This is a genomic window from Rhodococcus sp. IEGM 1366 (assembly GCF_033142425.1).
GTDB lineage: Bacteria > Actinomycetota > Actinomycetes > Mycobacteriales > Mycobacteriaceae > Rhodococcus_F > Rhodococcus_F globerula.
In genome coordinates, this window is sequence record NZ_JAWLRZ010000009.1 from 182,172 (window position 1) to 196,549 (window position 14,378).

The 14,378-nt window shown below is 62.7% G+C and carries 15 protein-coding genes; 8 read left to right on the forward strand and 7 right to left on the reverse strand.

Annotation, left to right across the window (positions count from 1 at the left end):
• Window positions 1-145 precede the first annotated feature (145 nt).
• Window positions 146-826 (forward strand): envelope integrity protein Cei, encoded by a 681-nt coding sequence (gene cei, locus R4P64_RS26975; protein ID WP_033234778.1) that lies wholly within the window; start codon window positions 146-148, stop codon window positions 824-826.
• On the opposite strand, the gene R4P64_RS26980 is transcribed toward cei, so the two are convergent.
• Window positions 816-1,745: an inositol monophosphatase family protein gene (locus tag R4P64_RS26980; RefSeq protein WP_317823410.1), complete on the reverse strand. Its 930-nt coding sequence runs from the start codon at window positions 1,743-1,745 to the stop codon at window positions 816-818. The genes cei and R4P64_RS26980 overlap by 11 nt on opposite strands.
• 95 nt (window positions 1,746-1,840) lie before the next feature.
• Here R4P64_RS26980 and ppgK point away from each other — a divergent pair, with 95 nt between their 5' ends.
• The gene (gene ppgK, locus R4P64_RS26985; RefSeq protein ID WP_116104010.1) at window positions 1,841-2,584 is read left to right on the forward strand and encodes a polyphosphate--glucose phosphotransferase; all 744 of its coding nucleotides are present in this window, start codon (window positions 1,841-1,843) and stop codon (window positions 2,582-2,584) included.
• Window positions 2,585-2,696: 112 nt separating this feature from the next.
• Window positions 2,697-4,142 (forward strand): RNA polymerase sigma factor, encoded by a 1,446-nt coding sequence (locus R4P64_RS26990; RefSeq protein WP_202025569.1) that lies wholly within the window; start codon window positions 2,697-2,699, stop codon window positions 4,140-4,142.
• 70 nt (window positions 4,143-4,212) lie between these two features.
• Here R4P64_RS26990 and R4P64_RS26995 read toward each other — a convergent pair whose 3' ends face one another.
• The 4 genes from R4P64_RS26995 to R4P64_RS27010 all read right to left on the reverse strand — a co-directional run bounded on the left by R4P64_RS26995 (window position 4,213) and on the right by R4P64_RS27010 (window position 7,167).
• A complete protein-coding gene (locus tag R4P64_RS26995) occupies window positions 4,213-5,019 on the reverse strand; it encodes a tyrosine-protein phosphatase (RefSeq protein WP_317823372.1) in 807 nt (268 codons plus the stop codon).
• Between the two features lie 21 nt (window positions 5,020-5,040).
• Entirely contained in the window at window positions 5,041-6,213 is a 1,173-nt protein-coding gene (locus R4P64_RS27000; protein WP_033234781.1) for a cation:proton antiporter, read from the reverse strand.
• A 7-nt stretch (window positions 6,214-6,220) separates the two neighbouring features.
• On the reverse strand, window positions 6,221-6,703 hold the full coding sequence (locus R4P64_RS27005; RefSeq protein ID WP_033234782.1) for a cation:proton antiporter regulatory subunit: 483 nt from the start codon (window positions 6,701-6,703) through the stop codon (window positions 6,221-6,223).
• 86 nt (window positions 6,704-6,789) lie between these two features.
• Entirely contained in the window at window positions 6,790-7,167 is a 378-nt protein-coding gene (locus tag R4P64_RS27010) for a DUF952 domain-containing protein (protein ID WP_172935347.1), read from the reverse strand.
• 234 nt (window positions 7,168-7,401) lie between these two features.
• Here R4P64_RS27010 and R4P64_RS27015 point away from each other — a divergent pair, with 234 nt between their 5' ends.
• On the forward strand, window positions 7,402-7,593 hold the full coding sequence (locus tag R4P64_RS27015) for a hypothetical protein (RefSeq protein ID WP_033234784.1): 192 nt from the start codon (window positions 7,402-7,404) through the stop codon (window positions 7,591-7,593).
• Window positions 7,594-7,692: 99 nt separating this feature from the next.
• Here R4P64_RS27015 and R4P64_RS27020 read toward each other — a convergent pair whose 3' ends face one another.
• Entirely contained in the window at window positions 7,693-9,474 is a 1,782-nt protein-coding gene (locus R4P64_RS27020) for a DEAD/DEAH box helicase (RefSeq protein WP_033234785.1), read from the reverse strand.
• 255 nt (window positions 9,475-9,729) lie between these two features.
• Between R4P64_RS27020 and R4P64_RS27025 the strand changes: the two genes are divergently transcribed.
• Window positions 9,730-11,013: a YihY/virulence factor BrkB family protein gene (locus R4P64_RS27025; protein ID WP_317823374.1), complete on the forward strand. Its 1,284-nt coding sequence runs from the start codon at window positions 9,730-9,732 to the stop codon at window positions 11,011-11,013.
• Here R4P64_RS27025 and R4P64_RS27030 read toward each other — a convergent pair.
• Window positions 10,986-11,222 carry a DUF3039 domain-containing protein gene (locus tag R4P64_RS27030; protein WP_033234787.1) on the reverse strand — a complete coding sequence of 79 codons (237 nt, stop codon included), beginning with the start codon at window positions 11,220-11,222 and terminating at the stop codon, window positions 10,986-10,988. The two genes, R4P64_RS27025 and R4P64_RS27030, sit on opposite strands and share 28 nt — an antisense overlap.
• Window positions 11,223-11,307: 85 nt before the next feature.
• Between R4P64_RS27030 and R4P64_RS27035 the strand changes: the two genes are divergently transcribed.
• From R4P64_RS27035 to R4P64_RS27045, 3 genes are all read left to right on the forward strand, one after another.
• The gene (locus R4P64_RS27035; RefSeq protein WP_045067419.1) at window positions 11,308-11,667 is read left to right on the forward strand and encodes a DUF3099 domain-containing protein; all 360 of its coding nucleotides are present in this window, start codon (window positions 11,308-11,310) and stop codon (window positions 11,665-11,667) included.
• 42 nt (window positions 11,668-11,709) lie between these two features.
• Window positions 11,710-13,194, forward strand: a complete 1,485-nt coding sequence (locus tag R4P64_RS27040; protein ID WP_045067418.1) for a methyltransferase — start codon at window positions 11,710-11,712, stop codon at window positions 13,192-13,194.
• 163 nt (window positions 13,195-13,357) lie between these two features.
• A complete protein-coding gene (locus R4P64_RS27045) occupies window positions 13,358-14,329 on the forward strand; it encodes a sigma-70 family RNA polymerase sigma factor (protein WP_033234790.1) in 972 nt (323 codons plus the stop codon).
• The last annotated feature ends 49 nt before the right edge of the window (window positions 14,330-14,378 follow it).

The window sequence follows — 14,378 nt, forward strand, 5'->3', positions numbered from 1 at the left end:
CTCGGCGAAATTCGGTTGACGGCCAGTCACCACACACCTGAACGGGATTGAACCGCGCGCCCTCTAAGGTAGGCACCGAACGTCACGCCCGCTCTGCTCGGCTTGACGACGAAGCTCCAACTCGTCCAGAAAGTCGAGGGATACCGTGGTTTCTCTGATCACCGAAGGCAGCGCGACCGACGACCGAGGTCGTCCGTTCCGGCGCCGACGCGTGTGGCCGGTCGTCGCGGTGTTCGCGGTACTCGCCGTCCTCGGCAGCGCGCTGTGGATCAAGATCCTCACGGCTGACGCAAAAATCAGCGATACGGTCGCCTGCAATCGCCCGCAGGCATCGTCCGATCCGGCCGCCCCACAACCGATGCCCCTCGGTTCGGTTGTGGACCGAACCACGCTGCTCGACGTGGAACCGGCGCCGCTGGCTGCGACCAAGGTTCGAGTCTTCAACGCCAACGGTGAAAGCGGTCAGGCCTCGCAGGTAGCCGCCCAGCTGAAGGACTACGGCTTTGCCAGCGCTCCAGACGTACAAGTGGGCAACGACCCGGTCTACGTTGATCAGAACATGCAATGCCAGGGCCAGATCCGCTTCGGGGAGAACGGAATCGCTGCAGCCAGTGCCGTGTGGCTGGTCGCTCCGTGTGCAGAACTGATCAGGGACGGCCGGACCGACGACACGGTCGATTTTGCGCTGGGCACGTACTTCAGCAAGGTCTCCCCCAACACCGATGCCGGCGAGGTGCTCCGCGCCCTCGCCGAGCAACCCGCGAATGCCGAAGCCGCGGCAATGGACATCGATCTCCTGAAGGCTGCGCGAACCGCTAGGTGCTGATCGGGCGGTCCGCACCGCATGCGGTGAGCATCGCCGCGAACTCGTCGGCGATCCCCGGGGCGCACGCGTAGACGATGTCGCCCGCCGCAGACGTCGAATTCGGGCCCGGAATGCAGATCACGGCACCGGCTTCCTCAGCGATCAACGAACCGGCAGCCCAATCCCATGGGCTCAGTCCGTGCTCGAAATGGGTATCGACGCGACCGGTCGCCACCATGCACAAATCCAGCGCCGCAGAACCGATCCGCCTGATGTCGCGCACCTGGGGCAAAATCTCCGCGATGAACCGCCCTTGTGCCTTGCGTCGCTGAGCGCCGTATCCGAAACCTGTAGCCACCAAAGCCATTGACAGCTCGGTCACCGGGTTGGCGGCGAGCTCACTGACCGCACCGTCCTCGGTGGTCATCGTGGCGCCGCCACCGCGGTGCGCCGAATACGTCGCCCCTGCAGACACATCGACTACCGCGCCGGCCACGGAAACTCCGTCGATCTGCACCGCTACCGATACCGCGAACGCCGGAACTCCGTAGAGGAAGTTCACAGTTCCATCGATGGGATCGACAACCCAGCGGACCCCTACGACGTCGCCTGCGTCTCCGCCACCTTCCTCACCGAGAATCGAATCGTGCGGCCGCAGCGTGGCAAGCAGATCCCGGATCACCTGTTCCGTCTCGGTGTCGACGATCGTCACCGGGTCGGTCGGTGTGCTCTTGGCCGCAACGGTTCCGGCGTCGGAACCGTTCTCGCTCTCACCCGAACCGACGACGCCGAACACTTCCGGACGACGGGCGCGAACGTGCGCAGCAGCGCGTTCCGCGACGGCCACCACCACCACTCTCAGTTCGGCAGGATCGAGCGAATCCGTGGACAACTCGGACAGGGAAATCTCTTGTGGGCGCACACCACCATCGCAACACATCCCTCGTTGCGCCGCACCACGCGTACCCAATCGGGTTACTGTTTGATTCGGTCAGATCGCGACATTCGAATTCGAGCCCTCAGGAGCGCAGGACGATGACAACGACAGGTTTCGGAATCGATGTAGGCGGCAGTGGAGTCAAGGGCGCTCTCATCGATCTGAGCACCGGCGAGATGATCGGTGAGCGCATCAAGATCCTGACCCCGCAACCCTCGACTCCCGAGGCAATCGCCACGACTGTGACGCAGATCGTCGAGCAAGCCGGCTGGGCCGGACCGGTCGGCATCACCCTGCCGTCGGTCGTCACCGGTGGCGTCGCTCGCAGCGCCGCCAACATCGACAAGTCCTGGATCGGAACCGACGCTGTTGCACTGTTCGGCAAGGCTCTCGGCGGCCGGGCCGTCACCGTTCTGAACGACGCCGATGCCGCAGGTATCGCCGAAGACACCTACGGCGCCGGCAAGGACGCGTCCGGGGTTGTCATCTTGCTGACCTTCGGAACCGGCATCGGGTCGGCGATTCTGCACAACGGAGTTCTGTTGCCCAACACCGAGTTCGGCCACCTCCAAGTCGACGGCAAGGAAGCCGAACATCGAGCTGCGTCGTCGGTGAAGGAGAAAAAAGATCTGAGCTACAAGCACTGGGCCGTCGAGGTCTCGAAGGTGCTCACGACGATCGAGGATCTGACTTGGCCCGATTTGTTCATCGCCGGCGGCGGGATCAGTCGCAAACACGAGAAGTGGATTCCGCTGCTGACCAACCGCACGCCAGTCGTTCCGGCCGCACTCCTGAACACCGCCGGAATCGCAGGCGCCGCCCTCGCCGCATCGAAAATTTAGGGTGATTCCGCTGGCGATGGGCCGAGCGAAAAGGTGAAACAAGGGGTTAATCCGGTCCGAAAAAAGCCGTTAACGCCCGTCGTGACGTAAGAGTTTCCTGAGAGTCGTTACAATGGTGGAGTCCGGCTGCGCGCCGGCCACAACCATTGACCTCTCCGCCGGATCACCACTCTGGCGTGACGCCGCACGACACCGTCACGAAAGGGCGTACGTGGCAGCCACCGATACACGTCAGACTGCTGATTCTCCATCAGAGTCAGAGCCACAATCTTCAGCCGTGGAGGCGGCCACCGTCACAGCTCCGGCCGCCAAGAAGGCACCGGCGAAGAAGGCCCCCGCCAAGAAGGCAGCAGCTAAGAAGGCCCCCGCCAAGAAAGCTCCGGCGAAGAAGGCCGCAGCAAAGAAGGCAGGCCCCAAGAAGGCCGGGGATCCTGATGTAGAAGACGGCGACGTCGAGTTGGAAGACATCGACATCACGGACGGAGACCTCGAAGAGGTCGAGGTCGTCGCAGTCGGCGAGGACGAAGAGCCCGCCACCGAGGAACCGACCGACAAGGACAAAGCGTCCGGCGACTTCGTCTGGGACGAGGAAGAGTCCGAGGCACTTCGTCAGGCTCGTAAGGATGCCGAACTCACGGCGTCCGCCGACTCCGTTCGCGCCTACCTCAAGCAGATCGGCAAGGTCGCACTCCTCAACGCCGAAGAGGAAGTCGAACTCGCCAAGCGCATCGAAGCCGGTCTGTACGCCGTGCAGATCATGCAGGATCTTGCTGACAAGGGCGAAAAGCTGCCTGCAGCTCAGCGCCGCGACATGAGCTGGATCTGCCGCGACGGCAATCGCGCCAAGAACCACCTCCTCGAAGCCAACCTCCGACTCGTCGTCTCGCTCGCGAAGCGATACACGGGCCGCGGCATGGCGTTCCTGGACCTCATCCAGGAAGGCAACCTGGGCCTGATCCGTGCAGTCGAGAAGTTCGACTACACCAAGGGCTACAAGTTCTCGACCTACGCAACGTGGTGGATCCGTCAGGCAATCACCCGCGCAATGGCCGACCAGGCACGCACCATCCGTATCCCGGTGCACATGGTGGAGGTCATCAACAAGCTCGGCCGTATCCAGCGAGAGCTGCTCCAGGACCTGGGCCGTGAGCCCACGCCGGAAGAGCTCGCCAAGGAAATGGACATCACGCCGGAGAAGGTGCTGGAAATCCAGCAGTACGCGCGTGAGCCCATCTCTCTCGACCAGACCATCGGCGACGAGGGCGACAGCCAGCTCGGTGACTTCATCGAAGACTCCGAAGCTGTTGTCGCGGTTGACGCCGTCTCGTTCACCTTGCTGCAGGATCAGCTGCAGTCGGTCCTCGAGACGCTGTCCGAGCGCGAAGCCGGCGTGGTTCGCCTGCGCTTCGGCCTCACCGACGGCCAGCCGAGGACTTTAGACGAAATCGGACAGGTCTACGGCGTCACGCGTGAGCGTATTCGCCAGATCGAATCGAAGACGATGTCGAAGCTGCGCCACCCGTCGCGTTCGCAGGTACTGCGCGACTACCTCGACTAGTCACACCAGCTCCACAAAAAGAGCCGCTCCCCTGTTCTTCGGGGAGCGGCTCTTTTTCTTTCGTACAGCGTCAGGCCAAGAGTTTGTCCTCGAGCCGTGCGATATCGTCCTGGCTCAACTGAAGGCCGTCCCGGACGTAGTTGTCGAAACTGCCGTAGATGCGCTCGACTGTCGCGAACGACGTATCCAGCCACGACTGCTCGACACCGTCCACGAAGGCTATGCCGGTGCGGGGACCGGTCAGGTACTGGTTGCTCAGCATGTAGTCGGCGTTCACGTCTTCGCGGGACACACCGAGCAGTGTCAGCAGAACGGCAGTCATCCAGCCGGTTCGGTCCTTGCCTGCCGAACAGTGGTACAGGACAGCGCCGTCCGTGTCAGCGATATTCGCCAGTGCGTCATGGAATGCTCGGCTCGCTCCGGGATCACTCACCATGACCGTATACATCGACGGCATATCCGCCAGAGCCGGGAAGTTCGCCGGGTTGGTCCCGATCACGTCGAACCAATTGCTCCGGGCACCCTCCGGGATGCGGTCCGGGGACATGGCGCGTTCGACGACCGTCCGGAAGTCGTCGACCGACGCCACGCCGCGCTGGTGCAGCACCGCAAGATCCGAGGGCGTCAGTTTGTCGAGTGCATTGGTCCGGAAGACCTGTCCCATCCGAACCGTACGTCCATCCGACGTTCGATAGCCGCCGACGTCCCTCGCATTCGACGCACCCTCGAGGTGCAGCGATCGATCGACCACAACCTGCGCTGCCGCCACGCCTTGGTCTGTGGTGGGAATCCCGCCCGCAAACGCGGGAACCGGAGCACACGCGATCAGGAAGGCACACGCCACTGTCGCGGCGGGACGAGCGAATCCGTTGGGCATCCAACCAGAATATTGTCGCAATCAGGACTTTGTGCGAACTCTGATGTACAACGAGGTGACCGGTTCGACAACTCGCGCCGCAACCGGACCGATCACGGCCATCAGAAGCACGTATGCCGTTGCGAGCGCTGCGAGTTCCGGTTCTACGGCACCCGCGGACACTGCCAGACCGGCGATGATGATCGAGAACTCGCCGCGGGCGATCAGTGCCGCGCCCGCCCTGGCCTGGCCCATGCGGGCCACGCCCTGACGTTTTGCCGCCCAGGCCCCGGTGATCAGTTTGGTGATCGCGGTGACGACTGCCAAGATCGCAGCCCACCCGAGCACGGGCGGAATGGTGCTTGGATCGGTGCTGAGTCCGAACACCACGAAGAACATCGCCGCAAAAAGATCACGAAGGGGCTCGAGCACCCGACTGGCGTTGTGTGCCGTCGAACCCGAAATCGCGATGCCGAGCAGGAAGGCCCCCACCGCCGCGGAGACCTGCATCGCGGAACTGACGCCGGCCACCAGCAGTGCAGCACCAAGCAACTTCAGGAGCAATGTCTCACTGTCGGGACTGTCCAGCAGAGCCGAGACATACCGTCCGTATCGCAAGGCCACCACCAAAACGACGGTGATGACCAGCAGCGAAATTCCCACAGCTTCGAGTCCACCCATGAAGCTGACACCCGCCAGCATCGCCGTCAGAATCGGCAGGTACACCGCCATCGCAAGATCCTCGAACACGAGGATCGAGAGAACGACGGGTGTTTCGCGGTTGCCCAGACGTCCGAGGTCGCTGAGAACTTTCGCGATGATTCCCGACGACGAGATGTAGGTGACACCGGCCATGACCGTCGCGCCGACAACACCCCACCCGAGCATCAGACCGACTACCGCGCCCGGTGTGGCGTTGAGAACGATGTCGACGATGCCGGCAACCCTCGACCGTTTGAGCCCGGTCATCAATTCGGCTGCGGTGTACTCGAGTCCCAGCAGGAGCAGGAGGAGCACGATACCGATTTCGCTTGCGAGGTGCGCAAATTCGCCGATATCGCCGAGTTGGATGAATCCACCCTGACCGAAGCACAGGCCACCGATCAGGTAGAACGGGATCGGCGACATGCCGAATCGTGCTGCGAGCCTTCCCAGAAGACCGAGCGCGAAGAAGACCGCGCCCAGTTCGATGAGTGCAAGTGTGGTTGTATCCACCTGCCAGTCAGCCGTTGGTCAGGATTTTTGCAGCGGCAGCCAAGCCGTCGGGTGTACCGACTGCCACCAGCAGATCACCTCCGGTGAACGTGTAGTCGGGGTTCGGCGACGGATTCACCTGCCCGGCACGCATCACGGCGACGATCGAGACGCCGGTGCGTGTCCGCATCCCGGTGTCGCCGAGTGTCTGTCCGTCGTATCGGGAACCGTCCTTGATGTACAGCTGTTTGGTTCTGATCCCGGGTATGTCACTGTGTTCGTCTTCGAGCTGGGCCACGAGTTGCGGCGCACCAAGCAGGTTGCTCAGTGCAGCGGCCTCTTCCGTGGTGAGCGGCAACGACGCGGCGCACGCATCAGGATCGTTTTCCTTGGACACGATGAGGTCCGTATGTCCGTCACGATGAGTGACGACACCCACGCGGCGACCGGAGGCCAGGACAAAATCCTTACGAGTCCCGATGCCCGGCAGAGGGGTGACTTCTACATTCATATATCAACGGTAGCGCCGATCTGTGACAAGTTTCGCAGGAGGGCGAAATTATCGTCGACCGGTGCTGCGCTGCGTATTCCATCGCGTCACCGCAGGGACGGAAATGCACCGTTCTCGTCGCGAATGTACGCAGTAACGGCAGTGACAGCCGCGACGGGAATCGGCCCGAACAGATGAGGAAAGCGCATCGAATCAGGATCCGACGGCACCCCCGGTTCCCACTTGACTTCAGCTCCCAGCAGAGCCGGATCCAGGGAGAGCAACACTATGTCGTCTCGGCCCGCGAAGATCCGGTTCGCCGGTAGATGAACCTGAATGGGCGTCGACATGTGCACAAAACCCTCGGCGGCAAATCCGTCGGGAACGCGCTGCCCGACCTCTTGCGCACGCTCCCATTCGACGCGTGTGCACATATGGAGCAACTCGGCCGATGCGTCGGCGCCCGTTCCGGTTTCCTGGTTCATCGCCCCAGAATATCGCTCTGTACACGCGGATTTGAATCAGCTCTCAGCGAACAATTCTGCACACAGAATGCCTGCCCAGCGCATTTCCAGTGAGACACAACACTAAGAAACTCTTCTGGGAACAACCCATGAACGCCAAACGTCTGTAAGAGTGGATCTACCGCGCCATTCCGACGCGGCGGACCAGGCCCCAGGCACGCGGCACGAAAGCCGTCAAGCCAGTACGGAGGAGTCATGCCCGGAACACTGACCAGCCCACAGTTGACCGCTGCCGACCGGTGCGACCGGTGCGGTGCCGGAGCACGCGTACGCGCCGTGCTTCCCACCGGCGGCGAGCTTCTCTTCTGCGGACACCACGCAACCGAACACGCGGATCGACTTCGCGAGATGAATGCCGTCGTCTCCGAGAGTGAACCCGCAAACTAACCTGTCAGCCGGGGGTGGCCTCTTCGCGAGGCGCACCATGAACGCCGAAACGGGCGATCACAATCACTGTGATCGCCCGTTTTGCCGTCTTCAGGATTTCTACCAGCTACGCAGAATCGCAATGCGCTCGGTGAGCTGATCGACCGTCGCGATTGCCGTCGGCGGGCCACCGCACACGCGACGCAGTTCGGCGTGAATGATTCCGTGAGGCCGTCCGGTGCGGTGCACATTCATCGCGACCAGGCCGTTCAGCTCTCGTCGCAAGGCGCCCAGCTGATCGGCTGTAGCAGCGCGCTCGGCGACCACTGCGGCAGTCGGCGCCGGAGCCGACGCTTTGGCGGAGTTGTTGTTCACCTGTTCTGCCTGGCGTTGCCGAAGGAGTGCGCGCATCTGATCGGGGTCGAGCAGACCGGGCAGACCGAGATAATCGGCTTCCTCGTCGCTGCCGGAGAACGTTGCGGTTCCGAACGAGGCACCGTCGTAGATCACCTGGTCGAGCTCGGCGTCGGCGCCGAGGGACGTGAACGCCTTCTCTTCCTCGCCGAGTTCGTCCTTCTGCTTGTTGGCGTCGGCGAGAAGATCGTCGTCGAGGCCGTCCTTTTCGCGGTGCGGCTTGCCAAGGACGTGATCGCGCTGGGCCTCCAACTGAGCGGCGAGGTCCAACAGGACCGGTACCGACGGAAGGAAGACGCTTGCGGTCTCGCCTTTACGCCGTGAACGCACGAATCGGCCGATGGCCTGCGCGAAGTACAGCGGTGTCGATGCACTGGTCGCATACACGCCGACAGCCAGACGCGGAACGTCGACGCCCTCCGACACCATGCGCACGGCGACCATCCATTTCTGGTCGCTCGCACCGAATTCCGCAATGCGCTTGGACGCGGTGGGATCGTCGGAGAGGACCACGGTGGGCTCCTCCCCCGTGATCGCGGTCAACGCCTTGGCGTATTCGCGAGCAACTGTCTGGTCTGTGGCGATGACCAGCCCACCGGCGTCGGGCATACCGGTGGAACGCAGCTGCCCCAAACGGGTGTCTGCTGCTTGCAGGACGGCGGGAATCCAATCACCGGCAGGGTCGAGTGCGGTGCGCCAGGCTCGGGCGGTCTGCTCGGCACTGAGCGGCTCACCCAGTCGGGCGGTGAACTCTTCGCCGGCATTGTTGCGCCAGCGGGCCTCACCGGAATACGCGAGAAAGACAACCGGACGGACAACGCCGTCCTTGAGCGCGTCGGAGTAGCCGTAGGAATGATCGGCTTTGGATCGGAGCAATCCCTCTTTGTCGGGCTCGTACTGAATGAAAGGTATTGCGCTGTCGTCACTTCGGAACGGAGTTCCGGTCAGTGCCAAGCGCCGGGTGGCGTCGCCGAACGCCTCCTGAATTGCCTCACCCCAACTTTTTGCGTCACCGCCGTGGTGGATCTCGTCGAGAATCACGAGGGTCTTGCGACCTTCGGTCCGGACTCGGTGCTTAGTAGGATGCGCCGCCACCTGGGCATACGTCAGAACGACGCCGTGATAGTCGCTGGACGTCTGGCCGGTGGAGTTGGAGAACCGCGAGTCCAACGACAAGCCCGAACGCTGCGCCGACTCCGCCCACTGATGCTTCAGATGCTCGGTGGGCGCGACGACGGTGATCTGGTCGACAGTCCGGTCGCGAAGCAGTTCCGACGCCACTCGCAGCGCAAATGTCGTCTTACCTGCACCCGGTGTTGCCACCGCGAGAAAGTCCCGAGGACTGCTCGCCAAGTACTTGGTGAGTGCCCGCCGCTGCCACGCGCGAAGCGACCCTGTCGAGGCCGTCGGTTGCGCTCCGGCACTCTCGGTCGAGTTGTTCACTTCGGCTGCCCCTGTCACTTCTGTCGTCGTTGTCTCAGACGTCATAAGCGCGCCTCCGCTGGAATCGCACTGTTGCCTCGCGCTCCTAGATTTTTCATGAATGTCCGGCGACGAGCCTAACTGTCGCTACCGACGAAAGCCGCACCCGAAGCGCCCGGGCATGGCCGGATTCACTGTCGATCCCCTCCCCGCGGCGAGGTTTCGCGAGATCGGAGACACAACCTCACCGCGGAAAAATATGCGACACGGCGACGCCACGGTTGGGCAACGAGGTGTGTCATCAGGAATGCTGGAGTGATTATGAGTGAAAAGGCGGGCCCGAAAACGCACGGAAGTGATCTGCATCACCGCAGATGGCATCCGCTGCGCCGCACGGGCCAGCTGATCGGCCGCACTCTGAGCAAGGCTTGGGACGACTCGATCTTCGGCAAAGCCGCAACGGCTGCGTTCTGGCAGACACTCTCACTGGCGCCGCTACTACTGGGATTGCTCGGCATGATCGGTTACATCGGCGGCTGGTTCGGACCGAACACGGTCGAGATCATCGAGTCGAAGATCGTCACGTTCAGCGGGACGATATTCAGCGAAAACGTCGTCGATCAGATCATCAGGCCGACGGTCACCGACGTTCTCCAGCGCGGCCGGCCGGAAATCATTTCGGTCGGCTTCCTGCTGTCGCTGTGGGCCGGTTCGTCGGCGATCTCGACGTTCGTGGATTCGATTGTCGAAGCGCACGGGCAGAAGGATGCCCGTAACGCGATCTGGCAGCGAATTTTTGCGCTACTGCTCTACGTGATGTTCCTCGGGATGGCCGTGTTCATCCTGCCGATGGTCGCGCTCGGCCCGACCATGATCGGACGTGTGTTGCCACCGTCGTGGTACGACGTGGGCTCCAACCTGGTCGACACCTTCTACTACCCGGCCGTAGGCCTGCTGGTCATCATCGGCCTGACAACGCTGTACAAAGTCGCGCTACCGAAGTCCCTGCCGTGGCATCGACTTCTTGCGGGCGCACTGGTGGCCGGTGTGTTCTTCATGGCCGCGAGCACCGGATTGCGCTGGTACCTGGGATTTGTCACGGGCACCGGCTACACCTACGGAGCCTTGGCGACGCCGATCGCCTTCCTGCTGTTCACATTCTTCCTCGGCTTTGCAGTGGTACTCGGCGCCGAGTTCAACGCGACGGTGCAAGAATTCTGGCCGGCGCGAGCGACGCGCCTGGAACAGGTCCGCGAGTGGCTGGCCGCACAGCAGGACGACGACAACAGCGCCGGGCCGGTGACCACTCTGACGTGGCACCTGGCAACAAGTCCGATTCGGGTGTCCGGTGACAAGTCCGATCCGGCGGCAGTGCCGACCTACGGTCGGCCGCGAAGTCGGCGCGCCAACTCGGACAGCTGTGCCAGCTCGGACGGCAGTGCCAACTCAGACGTCAAGGATTGCGACGGCATCGGAGCAGAAACGAACCCGGCGACCGACTGCACTGACACTGTCGAGTCGCCGAGTTCGGACTGCGGATCGGATCCGGCGCAACGACGCCGTTCCCGATTGCCCGGTCACTCGCCTTTGCGAAGTCCTTCGTAGATCTTCTTGCAGTCGGGACACACGGGCGATCCCGGCTTCGCAGACTTGGTGACCGGAAAGACCTCGCCGCACAGTGCAACCACATGGGTGCCCATCACGGCGCTTTCGGCGATCTTGTTCTTCTTGACGTAGTGAAAGACCTTCGGGGTGTCGTCATCGGTCGTTTCGTCGGTCGAGACGTCGGGACGTTCCTTGGTTTGGGTGCTCATACCTCCAATAATGCCGTCTACGCGGCAGCGGTGCGAGCGTCGGGCCGCGTGTGCAATTGTCGGCCGAGAGTGGAACAGTGGAGCTATGGCAAGAAATGGCGCGTTCGGTCACCCCGACGAAGCCGGAACACCCGACAATCCCGTATTGATCACCGAAGCACAGCTGTCCATCGACGAGCAGCACAAAGCGCGCGTGCGGAAGTACATGACGATCATGGCTTTCCGTTTCCCCGCGTTGATTCTGGCTGCCATCGCGTATGGCATTTGGGAGAACGGCTGGGTCTCGATGCTGATTATCGGTGCGTCCATCCCACTTCCGTGGATCGCGGTCCTCATCGCAAATGATCGACCACCGCGCACGAAGGACGAGCCGAGTCGCTACGACGGCCGACGCCGCAACGCCGGCGAGATCGAGTCGAGTCCGCATCACATCATCGAGAGCTGACGCATCACCTGGTAGAAATTCGTCGCCTGCGAGAATGTCCGGGTGAGCACAACTCTCCTGTCCATCACCCCTGCGCTGCGCACGGCTCTGCTGCGCAATCGGTTCGACACCGACACCCTGCTCGAGCTGCTCGGTCCGGAAGTTCACGCAGCGCTCGGTCGCAGTGAACCGGTTCCGGTGCGACGCGCGAGCCGTGAGCACGGAGAAATTGGTGTTCTCATCCGGTTGTTCCTTCTCGCCGACGACTGTGCTCGCGAGGACGTCGCCGCCGCGTTGGCGCCGCTGACCGTCGACGATGCGATCGAAGCCGGTCTGCTCGAAAATTCAGCCGACTCCGCTGTGCGTGCCGCCGTGGATCTGCGGCCCATCGACGTCGGTGCCGGCGATCATTGGGTGATTTCAGACCTGGACGGTGGAATTCGGCCGAAGCAGTCCACAACCAGCGACCACGTCCTCGGTGTTGGCCACGCCTCACTGTCATTACTGCAGGCAACGCCGACGTCTCGCGTCGGAACGGTTCTCGATGTGGGCACCGGCTGCGGAATCCAAGCCCTGCACGCCAAGACCTACGCTGATTCCGTCACCGCGACGGACATCAATCAGCGCGCGATCGATCTCACCGCAGCAACTATGGCGCTCAACGGCCTCGACGTCGAATTGCATCAGGGTTCGTGGTTCGAACCGATCGAGGGACGAACCTTCGACCAGGTTGTCGCCAATCCCCCCTTTGTCGTCGGCGAGGCCCGCGTTCACCACACATATCGAGATTCCGGTCTCGATCTCGACGGGGCCAGCGAACTGATGATCTCGCGGTCCGTCGACTATCTGAATCCCGGTGGCACCGCAGCGCTGCTGGCGTCGTGGGTCCATGTCGAGGGCGAAGACTGGCGATCGCGGATCGCGTCGTGGCTGCCGGCACACGGTGTCGACGCCTGGGTGGTGCAGCGTGACGTCGCGGATCCCGCGCTGTACGTCGGGACGTGGCTCAAGGACGGCGGTCAGGACCCGCGGGACCCCGCCACCGAGGAACGCGCCAACGCGTGGCTCGATCATCTCGAGGAATCGCACGTGGAAGGTGTGGGATTCGGCTTCGTCTTCTTGCGGCGAACGGACTCGCCGACGGACTTGATGGCCGAAGATCTCCTGCACGGTTTCTCCGACCCGCTCGGGCCCGAGGCGCTGGCGTACTTCGACCGAGTTGCCTGGCTGCGTGAACACGACGTGCTGCAGGAGCGGTTTGTCGTCGATCCGAACACCGCCCTCGAACGCGTCTATCTTCCCGGTGAAGAAGGGTGGCAGCAGGTTGTCACTCGGATTCACCGTGGCAACGGACCACACTGGCAGCATGAGATCGACGACCTCGGTGCCGCACTACTGGCGGGCCTGCGGGCCGACGGGCTTGTGGTCGAGGAATTGGTCGAGCTTCTTGCCGCCGCAAACGGTGAAGACCCCGAAGTTCTCAGTGCCGGCGTCGTCACTCTGCTCGTGTCACTCGTACGTCACGGATTGGTGTTGCCGGTCACGTAGTCGAGTTCCGATTGGGTTGCAGATTTTCGGGTTCTCAGCAACTTCTCAGGACGGCCCGGGGAACACAGCAGGTCAGAGCAATTTCGACGAAATCGCTGCGGGAACTATCTCGGAACTCTCACGCGTTGAACCTTGTGAGAGACCGCCGATAGGGAGGCAAGTCATGACAAGCCCCAGCACCACTACTCGCATTCGTCCGAGCGCTGCGGATCTGGACGCCCAGAGCCCGTCAGCAGACCTGGTCCGTGTCTATCTGAACGGAATCGGTCGCACCGCACTGCTGACAGCAGCAGACGAAGTCGAACTGGCGAAGCGAATCGAAGCGGGGCTGTACGCCAGCCACGTTCTGGCTACGGGAAAGCGCCTGACAGCTGCCAAGAAGAGGGATCTCGCAACAATCGTTCGTGAGGGAGAGTCGGCACGCAGCCACCTCCTGGAAGCGAACCTGCGACTCGTCGTATCGCTGGCCAAGCGGTACACCGGACGCGGCATGCCCCTCTTGGATCTGATTCAGGAGGGAAACCTCGGCTTGATCCGCGCGATGGAGAAGTTCGACTACGCAAAGGGCTTCAAGTTCTCGACGTACGCCACCTGGTGGATTCGCCAGGCCATCACCCGCGGAATGGCTGATCAGAGCCGCACCATCCGCCTGCCAGTCCACCTCGTCGAGCAGGTCAACAAGCTGGCCCGCATCAAACGCGAACTCCATCAGCAGCTCGGACGCGAAGCGACCGACGACGAATTGGCGGAAGAGTCGGGAATCCCGGCACACAAGATCGCGGATCTTCTCGACCACAGCCGCGACCCGGTAAGCCTGGACATGCCCGTCGGCAGTGACGAAGAAGCACCTTTGGGTGACTTCATCGAAGATGCCGAGGCAACGTCGGCCGAGAACGCCGTCATCGCCGGTTTGCTGCACAGCGACGTCCGCAGCGTGCTCGGCACCCTCGACGAGCGTGAGCAGCAGGTCATCCGCCTGCGCTACGGCCTCGACGACGGCCAGCCGCGCACCCTCGACCAGATCGGCAAGCTCTTCGGGCTCTCCCGCGAGCGGGTGCGCCAGATCGAGCGCGAGGTTATGGGCAAGCTCCGTGTCGGCGATCGTGCCGAGAAGTTGCGCTCCTACGCCAGCTGATCGCGGCGCCGTGTGACACTCACCGGCCACCGTATGTTCTCCCATCGGG

What these genes read in the sequence shown, in the direction of transcription:
- R4P64_RS26980 (WP_317823410.1), bottom strand. Translation starts at nt 1,745, where the DNA reads ATGTGTTGCGATGGTGGTGTGCGCCCACAAGAGATTTCCCTGTCCGAG.
- ppgK (WP_116104010.1), top strand. Translation starts at nt 1,841, where the DNA reads ATGACAACGACAGGTTTCGGAATCGATGTAGGCGGCAGTGGAGTCAAG.
- R4P64_RS26990 (WP_202025569.1), top strand. Translation starts at nt 2,697, where the DNA reads ATGGTGGAGTCCGGCTGCGCGCCGGCCACAACCATTGACCTCTCCGCC.
- R4P64_RS26995 (WP_317823372.1), bottom strand. Translation starts at nt 5,019, where the DNA reads ATGCCCAACGGATTCGCTCGTCCCGCCGCGACAGTGGCGTGTGCCTTC.
- R4P64_RS27005 (WP_033234782.1), bottom strand. Translation starts at nt 6,703, where the DNA reads ATGAATGTAGAAGTCACCCCTCTGCCGGGCATCGGGACTCGTAAGGAT.
- R4P64_RS27010 (WP_172935347.1), bottom strand. Translation starts at nt 7,167, where the DNA reads ATGAACCAGGAAACCGGAACGGGCGCCGACGCATCGGCCGAGTTGCTC.
- R4P64_RS27015 (WP_033234784.1), top strand. Translation starts at nt 7,402, where the DNA reads ATGCCCGGAACACTGACCAGCCCACAGTTGACCGCTGCCGACCGGTGC.
- R4P64_RS27020 (WP_033234785.1), bottom strand. Translation starts at nt 9,474, where the DNA reads ATGACGTCTGAGACAACGACGACAGAAGTGACAGGGGCAGCCGAAGTG.
- R4P64_RS27025 (WP_317823374.1), top strand. Translation starts at nt 9,730, where the DNA reads ATGAGTGAAAAGGCGGGCCCGAAAACGCACGGAAGTGATCTGCATCAC.
- R4P64_RS27030 (WP_033234787.1), bottom strand. Translation starts at nt 11,222, where the DNA reads ATGAGCACCCAAACCAAGGAACGTCCCGACGTCTCGACCGACGAAACG.
- R4P64_RS27035 (WP_045067419.1), top strand. Translation starts at nt 11,308, where the DNA reads ATGGCAAGAAATGGCGCGTTCGGTCACCCCGACGAAGCCGGAACACCC.
- R4P64_RS27045 (WP_033234790.1), top strand. Translation starts at nt 13,358, where the DNA reads ATGACAAGCCCCAGCACCACTACTCGCATTCGTCCGAGCGCTGCGGAT.